Genomic DNA, 20,084 nt, shown 5'->3' on the forward strand with positions numbered 1-20,084 from the left:
TGATTTAATTATTTATTTTTTTCCAATCCAGGTCAGACGTTTCCAAAGACCTTCAAAAGGACCGTGTTTGTGGTGTCGGAGCCACCACGAACAGAATACCATTTGTAATAGAACAAAAAGGATGCCAAAAAGGAAACTGTATGTAATACCTAAATACCGTCCCAGTTCGAATCCCCAATGATAGAACAAAAGAGAACCGAAAATAGATTGCCCGAGATAGTTAGTTAAACTCATTTTTCCATAAGTTGTGAAACGCATAAAGAAACTGCGATCCTTCATGTGGTAGAAAGTCAGCAATAATCCTGTCACCAGCAACACCATAAAGCTAAGGTTACTGAATGAACTTAGAATAAGCTGCAAAGGAACAAGTATCGCGCTCCGTTCTATAAATTCCGGCAACATATTGTTGAGCCCGTAGATAGGGAAGAAGCAGAGAAGGGAGAAAGCCAAAGCCTTCAGCCACAAGCGTTCGTTCTTTTCACTGTACAGGAAATATTGACGGCGGCCGACAAGCATACCGAACAGGAATAGTCCCGGTGTTTGCAGGATACGTCCGTGTTCCAAAGCCCAGGTCATGTTAGCCATCTGTCCTTCCCACATATTCATACGAACCGTTTCGAGGAATGTTCCGTTCTTTTGCACATCGAATGCGATGCCGAAATAATAGCGTGCAAGACTTTCCCCTGCCACATAGTCAGGATTACATAAAGCATAGATTAGCTTTACCCAGTCGATAGGTTGAAGAATAAGTAAAGTAGCAAATATAAGAACAGTACGGTCACTCATCCGGCAGAATATCGGCAGGATAATTCCAAGGATGGCATACATCGTCAATATCTCTCCCGTAAAGAAAGCCGCGTTAAACTGCCCGATAATAAATAAAATAAATAATCTCCATAAGAACCGCAGGCGGAAATCCTTTCCTCTCCGTTGTTGGTTGTTGTCTTGAATATAGAAACTAAAACCGAAGAGCAGAGCGAATACGGCATATGCTTTATTACTGAACGCAAAGAATAATCCTCTCCAAATGGCTTGGTCGGTGAACTTCATCCATTCAAAAGGTACTTCTTTCGGGAAAGAATAGAAATTGAAATGTTCGATGCTGTGCAAGAGGATAATTCCCATTACTGCTAATCCTCTTAATACGTCGGCCACGTCTACTCGGGCGTTGGGTTCGGCGATTTTGTGTTCCATGATTTTTTAGTTTCTGTTATTAATTAGTTTATATAATAAATTTCTGCACGGATTACACGGATTAGAACCTCACTTGTACTTGTGCCTGTATCAGATTGGAGTCCTTTTGTCCGTCTCCTTTTTTGTCGCAAAAGGTATATTGTGCTTGTAGGCGGCACCTGGGATAAAACCAGTATTGCACGCCGGCAATATAATTATTCTGTTTAAAATCAGCAGACTTATTCGGGTTGAAATAGTCATACGAAGCAACGAAATCGAAGTTCCGCGCAAAACGAACGCTGCCCGTTGCGTAGAATCCTTCGCTTTTCACATTTCTGTCTTTTCCGCCAAGATACTCCGAACGCAGATTGAATTTGGGAGTAGTGACAACCGCTCCCGCGCTCCAACGCTTCTTCGCATAATTCTCTCCGGTCTTAATTCCTGTGTATTCCGAATCCGCTATCGCATGTCCCGTTCCGCGAATGAACGAACCGCCTACGGACAACCACTCCAATGGGTAAACCATCAGATTACCGACAACATCCTTCTGGCTATTCTTATCTTTTGTATTCAATCCCTGTCCGTTCATGACAGCCACCTTATATTGCAGGAAGTCATGGAGCAATTTGCCGTGAAGCATCATACCGATGTCCCGTCCCGAAGTCATGCCGTAACACTTGTCGCTGCCGCTTACTCCCGCCAGGTAACAGACAGACTGCGAGTAGCAGTTAATCAACTCCACCGTAGTCGGTGATAATTCATTTTCGATGGTATAAGGAACTTTAAACTCACCGATACGTGCCGTAAGTCCGGGTAGGAACTCATAATCAGTATATACCTCCAGCAACATACCGCCATTATAAAAGTCATACATGAAATCGCACGTCCACCGTTTGGTAATCTTCCCGTGTGCCATGAAAATGATACGTTTGATATCGAAAGTATTGTCCGGCTTCGCCGCATCATCATATGTATAGCCAAGTTGCGCATATCCGGCAAGGCTGATACGTTCTTTCAATGTGTTGACAACCTGATTCAGTGAGGTTTTCTCTTGCGCGATGAGCGTGCTGTGTATGCCCGTTGCGCAGAACATGAAGATGGATAGTTGGAGAAGTGTTTTTCGCATGAAATCGTTGTTATTTGATTGTTGTTATTTGATTATGGTCGCTGTGGGGGTATAAGTAGTGTCTATCAGATTCTTTTCCGAATAAGTTTCAGGTATCCGCCGGTTTTCTTTCAACCAACGCATGGCTTTTTCTACGCCTTCGGCCGAAGGGCGTGTTGCTTTTTGGTAGTTGGGGAGTGCGATAAGCCCTGTCAGGCTCTCCGGTACACCCATTTCAATCAATACATGCTCCCATTCTTTCTGCGGGTGCATCTTTATATAATCCACTCCCAGGTTATAGCCCGTCACAAGCAGTCCGATTTCCCTTCTTTTCTCGTCGATAGCTTTTCGTGAAAAGGCGGTAGCGGTAAAATCAATTCCCAGTTCCTGCGTACTTATTAATGAACGGTGCTTGCTGTTCATGGCAATAGATGCGGCAGGGTCGGGCAGGAATGAAGCATCAATCTGATTGCATTGCAGCATTTGCAGGCGGAGAGGAGTCAGGCCGATTTCGGGCTTGTTCACTTCCGTATAACTCATGCCGGCTTTACCTAATAACAAGTCGGTCGCATATTCGATAACAGTGTTACGGGATACGGCGATATTCTTGTTTTTAAGTTCTTCCAACTGATTGATACGGCTCTTTTTGGAAACGATAAAGCAGAAATAACCGTCATTCTTCAGAATAAGCCCCAAGTCAGTGTGATGAATGGCCTGAAGTACTATCGCACTGGGGTAATCGGTTATCATTCCGTCCATTTGCCCGGTTTGAAAGGCAGCATCCCTGTCGTCGGCGGAGTTGAACGGAAGAATGGTTAAATCCAGTCCCAATGAATCATAAATACCTTCGGATTTGGCTATGTGGAAAGGCAATCCTTCCAGGGTAGGCATCATGCCCAGTGTGAGTGGTTGTAGTTCGGATAAAGGCAAAAAAGAGTTCTCTCCTTTTTTACTCTGACAAGAGTAAAGGAAGAAAAGGATGAACCAAAAGAGCAGAACCAGTCTTTTCATACCTCATTTTTATAAATGAGGGCAACTCTTTTCACAAAGAACCGCCCTCCATAAATATTAATATGATTAATGATGTTATTCTTGAATAGCAGCGATACCCGGAAGAACTTTTCCTTCGATTGCTTCGAGCAATGCGCCACCACCGGTTGAAACATAAGATACACCGCTAGCCAAACCGAACTTGTTAACACAAGCTACAGAGTCGCCACCACCAACAAGTGAGAATGCGCCGTTCTTAGTTGCTTCAACGATAGCTTCACCTACTGTACGTGAGCCGTGAGTGAAGTTTTCAAATTCGAATACGCCCGTAGGACCGTTCCAAAGAATAGTCTTTGATTCTTTGATAACGTTAGCGAAGATTTCTTCAGTCTTAGGGCCGATGTCAAGACCTTCCCATCCGTCAGGAATTTCGTCAACCGGACAGAATTTAGTATTTGCATCGTTAGAGAAAGCGTCAGCAATCTTGGCATCAACGGCCAAAACAAGGTTTACACCTTTTTCTTTTGCTTTCTTGATTAAGTCCAAAGCCAGGTCAAGTTTGTCGTCCTCACAGATAGAGATACCGATTTTACCGCCCATAGCTTTAGTAAATGTATAAGTCATACCACCTGCGATAATCAGGTTGTCTACCTTGCTCAACAGGTTTTCGATGATTTCGATTTTAGAAGAAACCTTAGAACCACCCATGATAGCAGTGAACGGACGTTTGATGTCATTCATTACCTTATCAACAGCTTTCACTTCTTTCTCCATCAGGTAACCGAACATCTTGCTGTCTACATCGAAATATTTAGCAATCAATGCTGTAGAAGCATGAGCACGGTGAGCAGTACCGAATGCGTCGTTAACGTAGCAGTCAGCGTAAGAAGCCAATTTCTTGGTAAATTCTTTCTGGCTTTCTTTTACAGCCTTCTTGGCAGCAGCCTTTTCTTCGTCTGTTGCGTCTTCTGCCAAACCTCTTGGTTTGCCTTCTTCTTCAGCATAGAAACGAAGATTTTCGAGCAACAGAACTTCGCCCGGTTGCAGAGCAGCAGCTTTTACAGCAGCTTCTTCACCCATGCAGTCATTAGCAAACTGAACTTCAACGCCCAGTAATTCAGACAGGTGCTTGATGATATGTTTCAAAGAAAATTTATCGGCAACGCCTTTCGGACGGCCCAAGTGAGAGCCAATGATAATGCTACCACCGTCTGCCAGAATCTTCTTCAAAGTAGGAAGAGCTGCACGCATACGAGTGTCATCTGTAATGTTGAAGTTTTCGTCCAGGGGCACATTGAAGTCCACGCGAACAAATGCCTTTTTACCGGCAAAATTGAATTTGTCAATTGTCTGCATAATACTCTATTTTTATTTAAAAGTGTTTTAAAATTCTTCTTTTAGAACGACCGCAAAGTTACTATTTATTTCGGTTCTCCGCTATTAAATCGTTATTTATTCTTGCCTTTTGGTGTCTCTTTTGTAACTTTATAAGTGTTGCAGAAATATTTGCACATCATTTGCAAACCACAGGTGTCACATTTGGGAGTGCGTGCCTGGCAAACATAACGACCGTGAAGGATGAGCCAGTGATGGGCGATAGGTATGATATTTTCCGGAATATTCTTCATCAATTCCTTTTCTACACTGAACGGAGTCGTGCAACTGTCCGGCACCAACCCGATGCGGTGACTGACGCGGAACACATGCGTATCCACTGCCATGGCAGCCTTGTTGAATACCACGGACTGAATGACATTCGCCGTCTTTCTCCCCACACCGGGCAACTTTATCAAATCCTCCATATTGTCCGGCACCTGGCTATTGAAGTCATTTACCAGCATTTTCGCCATTCCCACCAAGTGTTTAGCCTTATTATTCGGATAAGACACACTTCGGATATATTCGAAAACCACCTCCGGCGTAGTAGCTGCCAAGGCTTCCGGCGTCGGGAAATCTCTATACAAAGGCGGAGTGATTATATTCACCCGCTTGTCTGTACATTGTGCGGAAAGGATTACGGCAATCAGCAACTCAAACGGGTCATTGTAATGTAATTCAGTTTCGGCCACAGGCACGTTTTCCTGAAACCAGGCGATTACTTTCTCATAACGTTCTTTCTTTCTCATCGTAGTTTGTTTTTATGGTAATGAGGCGTTACTTTGATTTTAAAATAGATAGCGGAAACCACCGTCAGGCAGGCTCCGAAAAGATAGGCTTTGTCAAATGTACTGATTTCCGCAATATATCCCCCGACCAGCATGCCGATACCGATTCCCACATCCCAGGACGTGAGGTAGGTCGAAGTGGCCGTTCCCCGCTGGCTGTTGGGCGCAAGATTCACAAACAGCGTATTGAATGCCGGAAACATAATCCCGAACCCGACACCCATCAGCAGTGCGATACCGAAAAACAGAACCGTGCAGGCCGTGCCATTCCACTGAATCAGATACACACAGCCCGAAAGCAGGAAAAAGCTGCAAACCACCAAATATAATCCGGCTGCTATTACCTGCGTGATTTTTCCCCGGTCTACCAGCTTCCCCGAAAATATCCGGGAGATAGCCATGCCGACTGCCATAAAGGTAAAGAAGAATCCCGTTTGTGTGCGAAGCCCTATCTCATGGGCATACATCGCCACATAATTGGTAGTCATGCCGTAAGGAATGGAAAGCAGCAGCAGGCTAAGTCCCGCCGGCATTCCCTTCAACAAGATAAAGCGGTCGAGCGAAATAGGCTCCCGTTTCACAGGGGGCTTGTAAGGTGTCTTCACCAGGCTTGCGGATAAAAAGCCCAAAATGCAGGAACCGAGCGCATAACAGAAGATTGTGGAAAAAGACACTCCCGCATCATGCAGGAACAATCCGAACATCGGCCCGATGGACATCGCCATATTGTTTGTAAGCCCGTAATAACCTAACCCTTCCCCTCTGCGGGATGAAGGCATAATATCAATTACCACCGTATTGCCGCCTACCGTAACCATCCCGAACGAAACGCCATGTATGATTCGGAATATAATAAATAAGGTAAGCGAACCGGCAATGAGATAACCGCCAAACATCATCATAAAGATGAAGTAAGCGAAAAGATAGAGAGGTTTGCGGGCAAAAGTATCGAGCAGATAACCGGAAAACGGACGGATGCAGAGTGCTGCCACCGTATAACAAGAAAGCACGATACCAATAGTCGAGTTTCCGGCTTGGAAGAATTCGGATAAATAGAACGGCAAAACGGGAATCAACAACCAAAAACCGAAGTAGAGCAGGAAGTTGGCTGCCAAGATGAAACAATAACTGGAAGTAATGAGTCTATCCTTTGCCATGTCGTTAGTGATTAACAGAATAGTGATTAGTGATTAATGTCTGCGGTTGTATTGCGCAGCCGCTAATCACTAATCACTAACCACTACTCACTATTTTTAGTATGCCGCTTCGAATTCTTTTAAGAAGCGTGTGTCGTTTTCGGAGAACATACGAAGGTCTTTCACCTGATATTTCAGGTTCGTGATACGTTCGATACCCATACCGAGGGCATAACCGCTGTACACTTTGCTGTCGATACCGTTGGATTCAAGTACGTTCGGGTCTACCATACCGCAACCGAGGATTTCCACCCAACCGGTGTGCTTGCAGAACGGGCAACCTTTTCCACCGCAGATATTACAGCTGATATCCATTTCCGCGCTAGGCTCGGTGAATGGGAAATAAGACGGACGCAGGCGAATCTTCGTATCCGCGCCGAACATTTCTTTGGCGAAAAGCAGCAATGCCTGTTTCAGGTCGGTGAACGATACATCTTTGTCTATATACAGAGCTTCTACCTGGTGGAAGAAACAGTGTGCACGGTAGCTGATAGCTTCGTTACGATATACACGTCCCGGACAGATGATGCGGATAGGAGGTTTTGAAGTTTCCATCACACGGGTCTGCACAGAAGAAGTATGCGTACGCAATACTACATCCGGGTGAGCTTCGATAAAGAAAGTATCCTGCATATCGCGTGCCGGATGGTCTTCAGCAAAGTTCAGTGCCGAGAACACATGCCAGTCGTCTTCGATTTCAGGGCCTTCAGCGATGCTGAATCCCAAACGGGCAAAAATATCAATGACTTCGTTCTTTACAATGGTAATAGGGTGGCGTGTACCCAGTTTCACGGGATAAGCCGAACGCGTCAAATCCAGTCCGTCGCAACCATTGTCCTGACTTTCAAACTGCTCTTTCAGCGCATTGATTTTATCCTGCGCCTTTGTTTTCAGTTCGTTCAGTCTCATGCCGACTTCTTTTTTCTGCTCGGCGGCTACGTTACGGAAATCTGCCATTAAATCATTAATGGCTCCCTTCTTGCTAAGGAATTTGATGCGGAGAGCTTCGAGTTCTTCGGCATTGGAGGCATGCAATGCTTCCACCTCTTTCAGAAGTTGTTCAATCTTAGCTATCATATTCTTGATATATTGTTATTCAGTTTCTTAGTAAAAACCGTGCAAAGATATAATTTTCTCATGAACCATCGAAATATTTTGTATCTTTGTTGCCGATATGTACCGAAAATCCGGCAACTTATGAAAAAGATTGTTTTCACTCTTCTGCTTTTGACCCTCTCTTTCCGCCTGGTGGCTCAAATTGATTATTTGGAGCCGGTGCGACCTTTTTCTACTTATAAAGGTGAGTTGGGCGAATATTATCGTAATGTGTTTTCTTTACTAAATACAGGCTTTCAGAAACAACCCTATGGACGTTTTGTAGCTATTCCTTCCTTTTCGCCCGAATATGCAATGTCGGTCGAAAAGAAGAACGGACGTTATTCCCTGATTTCAAATACGCTGTCGCGCACCTACTGGCAAGCGGAGAAAGGAAGCGTAGGAGTGGAGACTAAATCGGTAGTAATCAGCGCATCCCTTTACCAGTCTTTAGGAGCTATTTTCCGTTTAGTCACCGAGCAGATACAGGATTTGGATGGCTCTAGCGCCGGTTTGGACGGAATTGTCTATTATTTCTTTTCTACTGACGCGAAGGGAAAAGAGCAGATGGGGCGAAAATGGTCACCTGCCAAAGGAACTTTGATGGAACGTCTTGTGTTGGTTTGCCAGTCGGCATATATGTTGTCCAAAGGTGAGAATATTTCGGAGCCGACTTTGGCGGAAGAAGCTGCCGCCTTATTGAAAACGTTGCAACAACGCACCAAAGAAGAACCGGATGCTTACAAACAGCCGATGTATGTAGGTATTTATCAGGTGGGACCCCGCTCGAAAACACTTTCCGGAAAAGACGTGGAAGAGTTGGCTCACTTCTCAGACATGAGCGTGGAAGAATATATTGCCGGTCAAATGATTTATCCGGAAAGTCTTTTGGAAAAGAATGTTTCGGGATATGTCCTGTGTGAGTTTACTATTGACAAAGAGGGAGTTATTCTTCGTCCTCATATTCTGCGTTCCACTCATCCGGAATTTGCGGAAGAAGCTCTACGTATTGTAAAAGGAATGCCGAAATGGTCGCCTGCACTTGTAGGCGGAAAGCCGTCTGACAGTAATTATACTCTGTATATTCCTTTCCGTCCGCAGAACTATCACGCCAAATAAATCAACACTCTCCATAATAAAAACGCAAAATCCTCTATCACCTATCACCGGTAACTTGGAAACCCTTTATTCATCGGACTTTCAGGATTGGTGACAGGTTGTAGTAACCTATCACCGCATCTATCACCTATCACCTCAGCTATCACCCATGCTTTTTTTTAATAAAGAATGAGTTTGTTTATCTATATATTTAATAATCAAATCATTATAGTTTCCTTCCGTTTCCATTATAGGAAACTCCAGTTTCTTGCTTAGGAAACGCGCGTTTCCCTACGGGGACACTGGCGTTTCCCGGTATCGAAACTAGCGTTTCCTATAATGGAAACGGAACTATCATCAGAGCTTAAGGTTGGATTGACTAATAATGTCCTGATTAGCTATACACAAAACCTTTATTCATACTAAAAAGCTTGTCATTTATTATCCTTCTTTTCAGAAAAAGGAGTATATTTGCAACGAAGACCGGACCATTGACATCCGGACTTGTAATTAATAGGACATTTAATTTATCTAGCAGAAAAGTCGCATTTTCGAATAGGTGATAAATCGAATGTCCGTGCCAAGCTTATATCCTTATCGATATATAGTTTTGGTGCGGGCATACTGTATTTTCACCTATGGGTATGCGACTACCTCTGCTAGAAAATATATGTATCGTTCGCACCATTTTTTATATCCGGTTGCGACGCATACATATATTAAAAACACACAAGAAGTATGACAACAAAACAATGGATTGGCATTGAAGAAGCAGCAACCAAGTACCAAGTATCCCCCAAGCGTATTATCACTTGGTGTGAAAGACAAGAGATTATTTATTCGGAAATCGGTGATTATCCGATGATTGACGAAAGCAGTCTGATAGATTGTCTTGAACGAAGAATCCGATTCTGTATTTCGGAAGAAGAGCACAAACGTCGGATAGACAACAAATTGAAAGAAAACGAAGAAGAATTATTCTTACTCCAATCACTGAAAGAACTGACTCCACTCATCCGCCTGATAATAAAAGAGCTTGCCGGAATGATTAGGAACGACGAAAGAAGGCAGCTATTTCTTTATACCGTATTGCAAGGAAGCATCAAAGACTTTAGCGTTCAACAACGTATAGGTTATCGCCAAGCACAAAAGGAATTTGACGGGCTGATAAAAGAAATCAAAACTCAGGCAGGATTCCTTAGAACTTATAAAAAAGAGAATATCCGTCTCAAAGCACTGGTGCGAGCCTATGAAATGAAATTCTGCAAAGATATGTCCGGTACGGATATATCCAGTACAGATATGCTCGGCGGAATACTGGAAAAGGATGTAAATCCCGAAACTTTTATCCCGGAAGATATGAAAGCGGTAATCGCACTACTCGATACTCCTATCACTAAATTGAATTTTGATATTCGGTCGCAGCGGGTAATCTTTGATGCCGATATAAAAACACTCCGTGAACTGCTACAAATCACCTCTAAATACGGATTTAAAAGATTGCGTGACAGGCTGCCTAACTTCGGATTGGTTTCACAAAGGAAAGTGGAAGAACGATTGAAAGAACTGAATGTACTGGACGTAGAAGGAAACTGCACTTTATATAGATACCTTGATGAATAATGAATGGTATATGGTATAATGTACTTATCGATACACACTATGAGAGTAACTTTTACTCTCATAGCTACTCTCATTCTTACTCTCATATCTGAAATGCCGATGAATAAAGGATTATAGACGATTAATGAGAGCATGAGAGTAAATTGTGCAAAAAAACTTTTGTGTGACTGGATTAAGAATGCCGCGCTGGATTTAAGGTTAAGTGTGCTGCAACAGTATAATAGTACCCTTGATTTCTTCAAAAATCATTAAAACGAAAAACTTTTCTTGCTCTTGATTGTCTTATCACCATAAACCTATAAAAAAGAAAACTTATGGATGATATGATTAACAGACACGATTCGATTGCCGAAGAGAATATCGAACCGAATGGTCGTCCGGCTACGAACGATTTTGAAGAATGGAGCAGCGAAGTTACTGACCGTGCAGACAATGTTTTCAAGAATGACGCAAAAGATGGTCCTATCAAGGATCGTGAGAAACGTATAAAGGAAATGGATGAAGTAATAAAAAAAGACCTTGAATAAAGGTCTTTTTTGCATTGTTATTTAATGGTAATTTCTGCTTGTATATTCTTTGATATAAGCTCTATCCCGTATTTTTTCTTAAATAAGGCTTTTGCTCTTTGTGCGGAAGTATCATTGGAAGGGTAACGGCTCGATACAATGATAGCTTGTTTCTTGACAGTGCTGTTTTTGGCAGATAACTGCTGAATGCTGGCTTCCAGTTGTTCGACAGCATGGGGCAAGTCTTTTCCTTTGAGCTCTACGAAGTACTCATTGTGGCAATGGTCGAGTATCAGATAGTCGCATTTGATTCCCTCAGTAATTTGGCATCCGTCCACTGTTATTTTTGTCAGCGAGTATTGGTTGGGATTTAAGAAAATGCATTTGCACTTCTTTTCTTTTACTACCACTATTTTATCTGTAACTTCCCGTGTACAGGCCTGTTTGAATATTGCCATTTTATTCTAAATCTAGTAACGCAGAGAAAATTCTGCTTTGTTCATCTGAAGTGGCATCTATCTGGTCGGCAACGATGATATTAAATTCTTCATCTAAAATGGATATGATAGTACCATTCTCTATTTTGTAGGCCGTGATTTTGTCACAGTCAACCCAACATTCTTTGGGGAGTACGGCTGCAATCTTATCTTCTTTTTCCGGATGCGCTTTAAGTATATTACCCGCTTCTATCATGTTATTTAAAGCGGATAACAGATATGGACTGTGGGTAGTTACTGTCAGTTGATGACATTTGTTTATCATATGATGCAATAAGCTAACTTGAGTCTCGGGAAAAAGATTAAGCTCCGGTTCTTCTATTACAAAATGAGTGTTCGGCTGTTCCTTGGCTACGTAATCTATAACCATTAACAAAGGTATGACGGACTGGATACCCGACGATGCATCCTTGAAAGGAATAACTTTATCGTGGTCGATTAGTACTAAATTCTCACTCGTTTCCCGAACCTGGAATATCATATTGAATATAGGAATCTGATAATTGGCGAATTGGTTTTTTGCCTTTTCGTAAAGTGAAGCAAATTCCAGCAATGTCAATGGTATGGGAGCTTTAGCCAGGACTAAAGTCGCTATGGAACGGGAAAATGTACTGATAAAGAAGCGTTCTGCCGGAATGTATAAGTTATGAGTAGCCGGATTCGTTCGGAGAGTAAATTCGAAAGAACCGTCTTTATAAATAATACTTCTCTTGTCAGAAGTATAACTGATATAACTGTCTGGATTGAAATACGAAACAATATTAAGCTCGGCAAACTTCGCCATTAAACTGTTCGATTCTGTTTCCGAGGACTGATTTTCATAATTCTCAAAGAGGGTGATAAGTTTGGCTACTGTACTCTTGCCGGCTCCTTGCTCACCTATGAAAATATTAATTTCCTTCAGAACAATATCTGCTGAAGTAATCGCTCCAAAGTTACGAATGGTAAGTTTACGCTCCATATTACTATACGACTTAGATTTTCAATTCGTGTCGCAATATAATCAATAAAAGGAAGAAAATCAAAAAAGAGCAACTCTTTTAGAATTGCTCTTTTCTTTAAGTGGAGAGTATCGGACTCGAACCGATCACCTCGACACTGCCAGTGTCGCGCTCTAGCCAGATGAGCTAACCCCCCTTTTCAACCTTATATGATAACGTTTGCAAACGAATCCTTTTTTGTTGGCACAAATATAATGCAATATTCTGAAATAATTGCTATGTTTGCGGTAAATAATCGTTTGAAAAAAAAGATATGCTGATTTATAATACAACTTTTCAGGTGGACGATGCCATCCACGACAATTTTTTGATTTGGATAAAAGAATTCTATATTCCCGAAGTGCAAAAACACGGCACATTGAAAGCGCCGCGCATTTGCCGGATTCTGAGTCACCGGGAAGATGGAAGCTCCTATTCTCTGCAATGGGAAGTGGAGAGCAGCGGATTGCTGCATCGTTGGCATTTGGAACAGGGAGTGCGTTTGAATGACGAACTTACAAAAATATTTAAAGATAAAGTGATTGGATTTCCGACATTAATGGAGATAGTAGAGTGATTCAACCGGTAAAGGAAAAGATAATCCTGGGGATTGACCCCGGCACGACAATCATGGGATACGGAGTCTTGAGAATCAAGGGAACCAAGCCCGAAATGATTGCCATGGGAATTATCGACTTGCGCAAATTTGCCAATCACTACCTGAAACTGCGCCATATCCACGAACGGGTATTGGGCATTATTGAAAGTTATCTGCCTGACGAACTGGCAATTGAAGCTCCATTCTTCGGTAAGAACGTGCAGTCTATGCTGAAACTGGGACGTGCGCAGGGAGTAGCGATGGCGGCGGCATTGAGCCGTGATATTCCTATCACCGAATACGCCCCTTTGAAAATAAAGATGGCAATTACCGGAAACGGACAGGCTTCGAAAGAACAGGTGGCGGATATGTTACAGCGGATGCTCCGTCTTTCGAAAGAGGATATGCCTGTCTTTATGGATGCTACGGACGGACTGGCTGCTGCCTACTGTCATTTTCTGCAAATGGGACGCCCTGTCATGGAGAAAGGATATAGTAGCTGGAAGGATTTTATAGCGAAGAATCCGGATAAGGTAAAGTAAACTGATAGGTTACTGATAGATTATAGAAGATAATCATAGAACGAAAAACGTTATCACAGGAGAGTATTAGGATGGGAATTAATTATTCAGCAATAGTAGGGGTTACTACAGTGGCAACAGTGATGAGTTGTTCTTCTGCGAAAAAGGAATATGCTTCCTTTGAGTTATACCCGGTTCGCACGGGAAGTCTTACGGAAATGGAATATGCGCCGGAAGCAACCAAGTTTATTCTATGGTCGCCGACAGCGGAAGAAGTACGCCTGATGCTTTATGATGAAGGCGAAGGCGGACACGCTTACGAAACAGTGAAGATGGAACGCGGAGAGGACGGAACCTGGACCACCGTAGTAAACAAGGACTTACTCGATAAATTCTATGCTTTCAATGTGAAGATTGACGATAAGTGGCAGGGAGACACACCGGGCATCAACGCCCATGCGGTCGGCGTGAATGGAAAACGTGCCGCTATTATCGACTGGAAGTCAACGAACCCGGAAGGGTGGGAGAGTGACCAGCGTCCACCGTTGAAATCTCCTGCCGATATGATTATCTACGAAATGCATCATCGTGACTTCTCTGTCGATTCTACTTCAGGAATAAAGAACAAAGGAAAATACCTCGCACTGACCGAACACGGAACGATGAACTCGGATAAACTGCCGACCGGCATCGACCATCTGATAGAACTGGGCGTGACGCACGTCCATCTCCTTCCTTCTTATGATTATGCTTCCGTAGATGAAACGAAACTGGACGAAAACCAGTACAACTGGGGATACGACCCGTTGAACTACAACGTCCCCGACGGCTCCTACTCAACAGACCCTTATCAGCCTGCCACCCGTGTGAAAGAATTCAAGCAAATGGTGCAGGCGCTTCACAAAGCCGGTATCCGTGTGATAATGGATGTAGTCTACAACCATACCTTCAATACGACTGAAAGTAACTTTGAACGTACCGTTCCCGGTTACTTTTACCGTCAGAAAGAAGACGGTACCTTGGCGAATGGTTCGGGATGCGGCAATGAGACGGCAAGCGAGCGCCCTATGATGCGTAAATTTATGATAGAATCCGTCCTCTACTGGATGAAGGAATATCATATCGACGGTTTCCGCTTTGACCTGATGGGAGTGCATGACATCGAGACAATGAATGAAATCCGCAAAGCGGTGAACGGAGTAGACCCGACAATTTGCATCTATGGCGAAGGCTGGGCGGCCGAAACTCCCCAATATCCTGCTGATTCCCTGGCAATGAAAGGAAACGTTGCCCATATGCCCGGAATCGCCGTTTTCTCCGACGAACTGCGTGACGGACTCTGCGGTCCTGTTTGGGAAAAAGACAAAGGCGCTTTCCTTGCCGGAGTTCCGGGTGGGGAGAATAGCGTTAAGTTTGGTATCGTAGGCGCTATTGAGCATCCGCAAGTACGGTATGATTCGGTGAATTACAGTCAGAAACCGTGGGCGGAACAACCGACTCAAATGATTGGCTACGTCTCCTGCCACGATGGCTTATGCCTGACAGACCGATTGAAAGCGAGTATGCCGGGGATTACTCCCGAACAACTTGTACGCCTTGATAAGCTGGCGCAAACGGTTGTCTTCACTTCGCAAGGCATTCCGTTTATCTATGCCGGAGAGGAAGTGATGCGTGACAAACAGGGAGTGGATAACAGCTATAAAAGTTCGGATGCGGTCAATGCCATTGACTGGAGACGCAAAACGACGAATAGCGATGTCTTCATGTACTACAAACGGCTGATAGACCTTCGCAAATCTCATCCCGCTTTCCGTATGGGAGATGCGGATAAGGTGCGGAAACATTTGGAGTTTCTCCCCGTAGAAGGTAAGAATCTGATTGCCTTCCGCCTGAAAGACCATGCCAACGGGGACCGTTGGGAAGATATTGTAGTCGCTTACAACTCCCGTACTACGCCTGCCCGCCTTGAAGTGCCGATTGGCAAATACACGGTTGTGTGCAAAGATGGCGTGATAGATGTCCGCGGATTAGGAACGCAAACCGGGCCGGAAGTTATTGTTCCCAGCCAGTCTGCGCTAATCATGTATAAGTAAGCCTTATTCTTGCGGAACGTCCGGCTGTTCTTTGTATTCGGTAGGCGAAATGCCATAGAACTCCCGGAAAGAGTTGGAGAAATGGGAGAGATTGGAGAAACCGGTGGCGTAGGCAACTTCCGAGATACTCAGGTTTTTCTCCCGCAGCAGGGTAGCCGCCTGCTTCAACCGGATATTACGGATAAAATCACGTGCCGACTGGTTCGTCAGTTCTTTTAATTTCCGGTGCATATGTACACGGCTCATGCCGACATTGGCTGCCAGCATTTCTACGTTGAGTGCGGGGTCGGTGAGATGTTCGTTGATAGTCTTCATTACTTTACCCATCAATATCTCGTCGTTCGATTTCATTTCTATTTTTACAATCTTCTCTTCCACCTGTTGTTCGCCTATAAGCTGTCCGCGCAACCTTTCCCGGTTGGCTATCAGGTTACTTGCGGTGGTGCGCAGGATTTCGGTATTGAAGGGTTTTACAATGTAGGCATCCGCACCGGTTTCCAACCCTTCGATTCGGTCTTCCGCCTTTGATTTTGCAGTTAGTAATATAACAGGTATATGATTGATGTTAATATTCTGCTTCACCTTGCGGCAGAGGGTGATTCCGTCCATTTCAGGCATCATGATGTCACTGATTACCAAGTCCGGCTTATCTCTTAAAATAACTTCCAGCCCTTCCCGTCCGTTCGTACATTCGCTGATACGGAAGTCCGTATTCAACTCATTCCGCATATATTGGCGTATTTCATCATCGTCTTCTATAATCAGGACACGATAACGAGTTTTGGCTTTCGGCTTTTTGACTTCATCCGCCATTGCGTTCTCATTGTCCGTTTCGTACAGGGTATCTTTAGACAGTTGAGACATCAGAAGGTCGCTTCCCGCTTCATCCGGGTTTTCCAGTTCATCGGTTTTCAGATGGTCGCTTCCCAATGGCAACCGGATAATGAAACGCGTGCCCTGTTCATCTTCCCGGTTTTCCGCTTTGATGAGGCCGTGATGCAGTTTTACAAGTGAGCGAGCCAGGTGTAATCCGATTCCGGTACCGAAGTTGGATTGCGTCATATCATTGTTAATCTGATAGAAACGCTCGAAGATTTGTTTGATTTTGTCCTTGTCGATGCCGATTCCGTCGTCCGTCACGCAGATTTCAAAATAATCCTTCAATGCACCCCGGTAGGCGCTGTTGTGACCAGTCTTTAGCAGGATATGGATGTTTCCGCCATCACTTGTATATTTGAAAGCATTGGATAATACATTCATCAACACCTTGTCGAAGTTGTTCAGGTCAATCCATACTTTGAGTGAATCGGCATCCGGGAGTTCCTTGTCGAAGGTGAATGTGATATTCTTCTTCTGAGCCTGGTAATTGAAAGTCTGCATCAGGTCTTCGATAAATCCTACCATATCCGTTTCCCGGAATTTCAGGTGCATCTGCCCTTTATCCAGTTTTCGTATATCCATGAGCTGATTGATAAGACGGAGAATACGCTGGGCGTTCCGGTAAATCATAAGATATACCTGTTGCTTCTCGGAATGTTCGGCAATCAACTTTTCCAGCGGGCTGATGATTAATGTCATCGGAGTGCGTATCTCATGCGATATATTGATGAAGAACTGCAATTTCGCTTCATTGATTTGCTCCTGATGCCGTTGTTTCATTATTTCCTGGCGGCGGTGGATGCGGGATATGACATACATGGTGAGGGCGTAAAGAACCAATACGAGCAGGCAACTCCATAACACTTTTGCCCACCAGGTGTTATACCAGGGCGGAGTGACAACTATCTCCACGGTGCGTATATCGGACGTACTCTTGTTGTCTTTGGCTCTGACCATCAGCGTGTACGTACCGGGCGACAGATTGGCATAGCTCACCCGGTTCATTCCCGGACTGGTATTCAGCCAGTTCGTTTCCAGTTCCTTGATTTTATATTGATAGATTATTCTTTCCGGATTGGCAAAGTCCAGTGTGGAAAGTTCCATTCTGAAAGAGTTCTGTTCGTATGTCAGTGTGAAACGGGTGGCATCCATCACGTCGGAGTCGGTGATGGCGTGCTTTCCCAGCATATCACCTTTCCTGACGGAATGGTTGCCGAGTATGAAGTCGGTAATCTCTATGCGGAGTTTCTTGTCAGGTTCGGCTATATCCTTCGGGTAGAAGCTGGTCACCCCGCCCGTTCCGCCGAAATAAATCTTTCCGCGGTGGTCTTTGTAGAAAGCGCCGCGTGTAAATTCATTCCCCTGTATACCGTCGGATGCGGTGTAGTTGATAAATGTTTCGGTATCGGCTATCAGTTTGGACATTCCCTGATGGGTGCTTATCCAGTAGTTATTCATATCATCCTGCACCATTCCGCAGATAACGTCGCTGGGCAATCCCTGTTGTGTGGTGTAAATACTGAATTTCTGTGTGCGCTTGTCAAACTTGTACAACCCTTCGGAAGTCCCTACCCAAATAAACCCTTTGTCGTCTTGCAATAGGGTATGTACAAAGGTATTGGGGAGCAGATTGTTTTGTGACAGGTAGTTGATAAAGTTCTCCGTCTTGGGGTTGAAGCAACTCAGTCCGTTGCAGGTGCCTATCCATAATAATCCTTCGTTATCCTCGATGATACAGTTAATCCAGTCGTTGCAGAGCTTGTTTACCTGCCAGTTCTCGTTTTGCGATTTGGAAGATTGATATTGGTTGATTACTTTGCCGGAGATGTCCATTTTATACACTCCTGAGCCGTAAGTTCCCACCCAGATATGCTGGTTGCGGTCTTCGGCTATACAGAATATTTTCTTGTTGTCAGAGGCTTTTGGGGTGGACAGTTGTTCGTTGACAGGTGTGCATACACCGGTTTGTTTATTCATCAGCGTTAGTCCGCTCAGATAAGAACCTATCCATAGTTTATGTTCCGAGTCTTCCAGCAGGCAGATGATATTGCGGGGAGCGGAACGGTTGCTTCCTTCTTCTTTGAAGTGAAGGATTTGTTTACCTTCATCATTCACGGCGTAAAGTCCGTCGTTGTCCGTAGCTATCCAGGCAACGTTCTGACGGTCTACAAGGATGCTCATCACACAGCTTGAGCCGATTTCGCTTTTAGGAAATGATTTATAGCCGTAATAGTTGAACTTGTTCGGCATGGACGGAATCATCAGCAGTCCTTTTTGGAAGATGCCCAGCCAAAGGTTGCCGTCTTTATCTTCGAGGATAGAATGGACTTTGGACGAGCTAAGGTCGAATACGCCGTTATGTACGTCATAGTCGTCTATACTGTTCGTACTCCGGTTGTATATCTTCAATCCGAAACCTTCGGTTCCTATATAGAGATTATTGTTGTTATCAATAGTCAGGGTCTTGATACTAAGACGGTTGTTACCTTTGTAGGGAATAGGGGTGAATTGGCTGTTGGACGGGTTTAGTTTCATTAATCCGCCGTTCAGGGTACTGATAAATAATGTTCCTTCCTTATCCTCGCAGAAGCAGGATATATCTTCCGAAGTCAGTTGGCCGGGTGCGGTGAAGTTTTGTACCTGTCCGTTGGAAGGCGTATAGCAGAATAACCCTTTGTTTTCGGTGGCAATCCATATATTCTGTTTAGAGTCTTCGTAGATGGTTTGTATGAAATAGCTTTGTATCTTCCTGTTTAGTTCCTCCTGAGGGATGAATTCGTTTTCTTTCAGTGAGATGATACCGCCGCCATATGTTCCGAGCCATATCTCTCCGTTTTGCAGTTCGATGATGTTGGCGGAAGTTTGTGGAGCCATGTTATCCCGGTTGTGCCGGATGGGGATGGACTGGAAAGTATGGGTTGCCTGGTCGTAGATTTGTATTCCGTTGATGCAGGCTATCCAAAAGCGCCCTTTGCTGTCCTCGAACAGAGTCTTTACGTAATTGTTCAGCAACGCGTCGGGTTCATTTTTGCTTTTCTTATAGACGATGAACCGGTTGCCGTCGAATTTATTCAGTCCGTCTTCCGTTGCCACCCATATGAATCCCCGTTTGTCCTGATACACCTTATTAATAAGACTGTTTGAGAGATCTTTATCTGTAGAATAGAATCTTCCGGTCTGTGCATTGACAAACGTAAATGCGGCTAATAGTAAATGACAACAAAAGAAGAATAGTGTTTTCATATATAGGAAAAGGATTTATTAACTAGAGGCAAAGATAAACGATTCCCCGGAATTATAGTCTGTTTGACAGCTTTTTATTTAGTTGACTAAAAGCGTATTAGTGCCCTGTGATACCTTCACGGGCATTCATGTAACGTACATTCAAACCTCTGTTACAGTCGTGAGACGCGATGTAACGACCGGTCAACATCATGCTACGCTCCTTATGATGTAGTAGGAATTAAAATCGTATGTTTGCATCAGTGAATCGCACTGAATGTTCAACAACCTTAAAAATAGTACCGTATGAAAACATGAGTCAGCCGCCCTTCTTATTCTATAT

At 44.0% G+C, this 20,084-nt stretch carries 16 protein-coding genes and 1 tRNA gene; 6 read left to right on the forward strand and 11 right to left on the reverse strand.

Annotated elements, in window-relative coordinates; all coding sequences use genetic code 11:
- Positions 1–12: 12 nt before the first annotated feature.
- The 7 genes from HC965_RS00815 to pheS form a co-directional block, all read right to left on the reverse strand.
- Entirely contained in the window at positions 13–1,194 is a 1,182-nt protein-coding gene (locus HC965_RS00815) for a DUF418 domain-containing protein (RefSeq protein ID WP_191029644.1), read from the reverse strand.
- 61 nt (positions 1,195–1,255) lie between these two features.
- Positions 1,256–2,299: a porin gene (locus tag HC965_RS00820; protein WP_191029645.1), complete on the reverse strand. Its 1,044-nt coding sequence runs from the start codon at positions 2,297–2,299 to the stop codon at positions 1,256–1,258.
- 24 nt (positions 2,300–2,323) lie between these two features.
- On the reverse strand, positions 2,324–3,289 hold the full coding sequence (locus HC965_RS00825; protein ID WP_191029646.1) for an ABC transporter substrate-binding protein: 966 nt from the start codon (positions 3,287–3,289) through the stop codon (positions 2,324–2,326).
- Between the two features lie 75 nt (positions 3,290–3,364).
- Positions 3,365–4,624 (reverse strand): phosphoglycerate kinase, encoded by a 1,260-nt coding sequence (gene pgk / locus HC965_RS00830; RefSeq protein WP_191029647.1) that lies wholly within the window; start codon positions 4,622–4,624, stop codon positions 3,365–3,367.
- Between the two features lie 92 nt (positions 4,625–4,716).
- Positions 4,717–5,394 carry an endonuclease III gene (gene nth, locus HC965_RS00835; protein ID WP_191029648.1) on the reverse strand — a complete coding sequence of 226 codons (678 nt, stop codon included), beginning with the start codon at positions 5,392–5,394 and terminating at the stop codon, positions 4,717–4,719.
- Positions 5,391–6,590, reverse strand: coding sequence for an MFS transporter (locus tag HC965_RS00840; protein ID WP_191029649.1), 1,200 nt, complete (start codon positions 6,588–6,590; stop codon positions 5,391–5,393). Before HC965_RS00840 ends, nth begins: the two co-directional genes overlap by 4 nt.
- Before the next feature lie 96 nt (positions 6,591–6,686).
- Entirely contained in the window at positions 6,687–7,706 is a 1,020-nt protein-coding gene (gene pheS / locus HC965_RS00845) for a phenylalanine--tRNA ligase subunit alpha (protein WP_191029650.1), read from the reverse strand.
- Positions 7,707–7,826: 120 nt separating this feature from the next.
- Here pheS and HC965_RS00850 point away from each other — a divergent pair, with 120 nt between their 5' ends.
- The 3 genes from HC965_RS00850 to HC965_RS00860 all read left to right on the forward strand — a co-directional run bounded on the left by HC965_RS00850 (position 7,827) and on the right by HC965_RS00860 (position 10,972).
- On the forward strand, positions 7,827–8,843 hold the full coding sequence (locus HC965_RS00850) for an energy transducer TonB (protein ID WP_191029651.1): 1,017 nt from the start codon (positions 7,827–7,829) through the stop codon (positions 8,841–8,843).
- A gap of 717 nt (positions 8,844–9,560) precedes the next feature.
- Positions 9,561–10,445 (forward strand): hypothetical protein, encoded by an 885-nt coding sequence (locus HC965_RS00855; RefSeq protein ID WP_191029652.1) that lies wholly within the window; start codon positions 9,561–9,563, stop codon positions 10,443–10,445.
- A gap of 314 nt (positions 10,446–10,759) precedes the next feature.
- Positions 10,760–10,972: a hypothetical protein gene (locus HC965_RS00860; RefSeq protein WP_191029653.1), complete on the forward strand. Its 213-nt coding sequence runs from the start codon at positions 10,760–10,762 to the stop codon at positions 10,970–10,972.
- A gap of 17 nt (positions 10,973–10,989) precedes the next feature.
- Here the strand turns inward: HC965_RS00860 and HC965_RS00865 are convergent, their stop codons facing one another.
- The 3 genes from HC965_RS00865 to HC965_RS00875 all read right to left on the reverse strand — a co-directional run bounded on the left by HC965_RS00865 (position 10,990) and on the right by HC965_RS00875 (position 12,585).
- Positions 10,990–11,409 carry a hypothetical protein gene (locus HC965_RS00865; protein ID WP_191029654.1) on the reverse strand — a complete coding sequence of 140 codons (420 nt, stop codon included), beginning with the start codon at positions 11,407–11,409 and terminating at the stop codon, positions 10,990–10,992.
- 1 nt (position 11,410) lies between these two features.
- Positions 11,411–12,409, reverse strand: a complete 999-nt coding sequence (locus HC965_RS00870; protein WP_191029655.1) for an AAA family ATPase — start codon at positions 12,407–12,409, stop codon at positions 11,411–11,413.
- A 102-nt stretch (positions 12,410–12,511) separates the two neighbouring features.
- Positions 12,512–12,585: transfer RNA gene (locus HC965_RS00875), tRNA-Ala, on the reverse strand.
- Positions 12,586–12,702: 117 nt separating this feature from the next.
- Here HC965_RS00875 and HC965_RS00880 point away from each other — a divergent pair.
- The 3 genes from HC965_RS00880 (at position 12,703) to pulA (ending at position 15,640) form a co-directional block, all read left to right on the forward strand.
- Complete coding sequence (locus HC965_RS00880) at positions 12,703–13,005, forward strand: DUF4286 family protein (RefSeq protein ID WP_191029656.1); 303 nt, start codon at positions 12,703–12,705, stop codon at positions 13,003–13,005.
- Positions 13,002–13,568, forward strand: coding sequence for a crossover junction endodeoxyribonuclease RuvC (gene ruvC, locus HC965_RS00885; protein WP_022137522.1), 567 nt, complete (start codon positions 13,002–13,004; stop codon positions 13,566–13,568). Before HC965_RS00880 ends, ruvC begins: the two co-directional genes overlap by 4 nt.
- Positions 13,569–13,639: 71 nt before the next feature.
- The gene (gene pulA, locus HC965_RS00890) at positions 13,640–15,640 is read left to right on the forward strand and encodes a type I pullulanase (RefSeq protein ID WP_223854625.1); all 2,001 of its coding nucleotides are present in this window, start codon (positions 13,640–13,642) and stop codon (positions 15,638–15,640) included.
- A 3-nt stretch (positions 15,641–15,643) separates the two neighbouring features.
- Here pulA and HC965_RS00895 read toward each other — a convergent pair whose 3' ends face one another.
- Positions 15,644–19,762, reverse strand: a complete 4,119-nt coding sequence (locus HC965_RS00895; protein ID WP_191029657.1) for a two-component regulator propeller domain-containing protein — start codon at positions 19,760–19,762, stop codon at positions 15,644–15,646.
- Between the last annotated feature and the right edge of the window lie 322 nt (positions 19,763–20,084).

The organism is Bacteroides sp. GM023, from assembly GCF_014750685.1.
Lineage (GTDB): Bacteria > Bacteroidota > Bacteroidia > Bacteroidales > Bacteroidaceae > Bacteroides.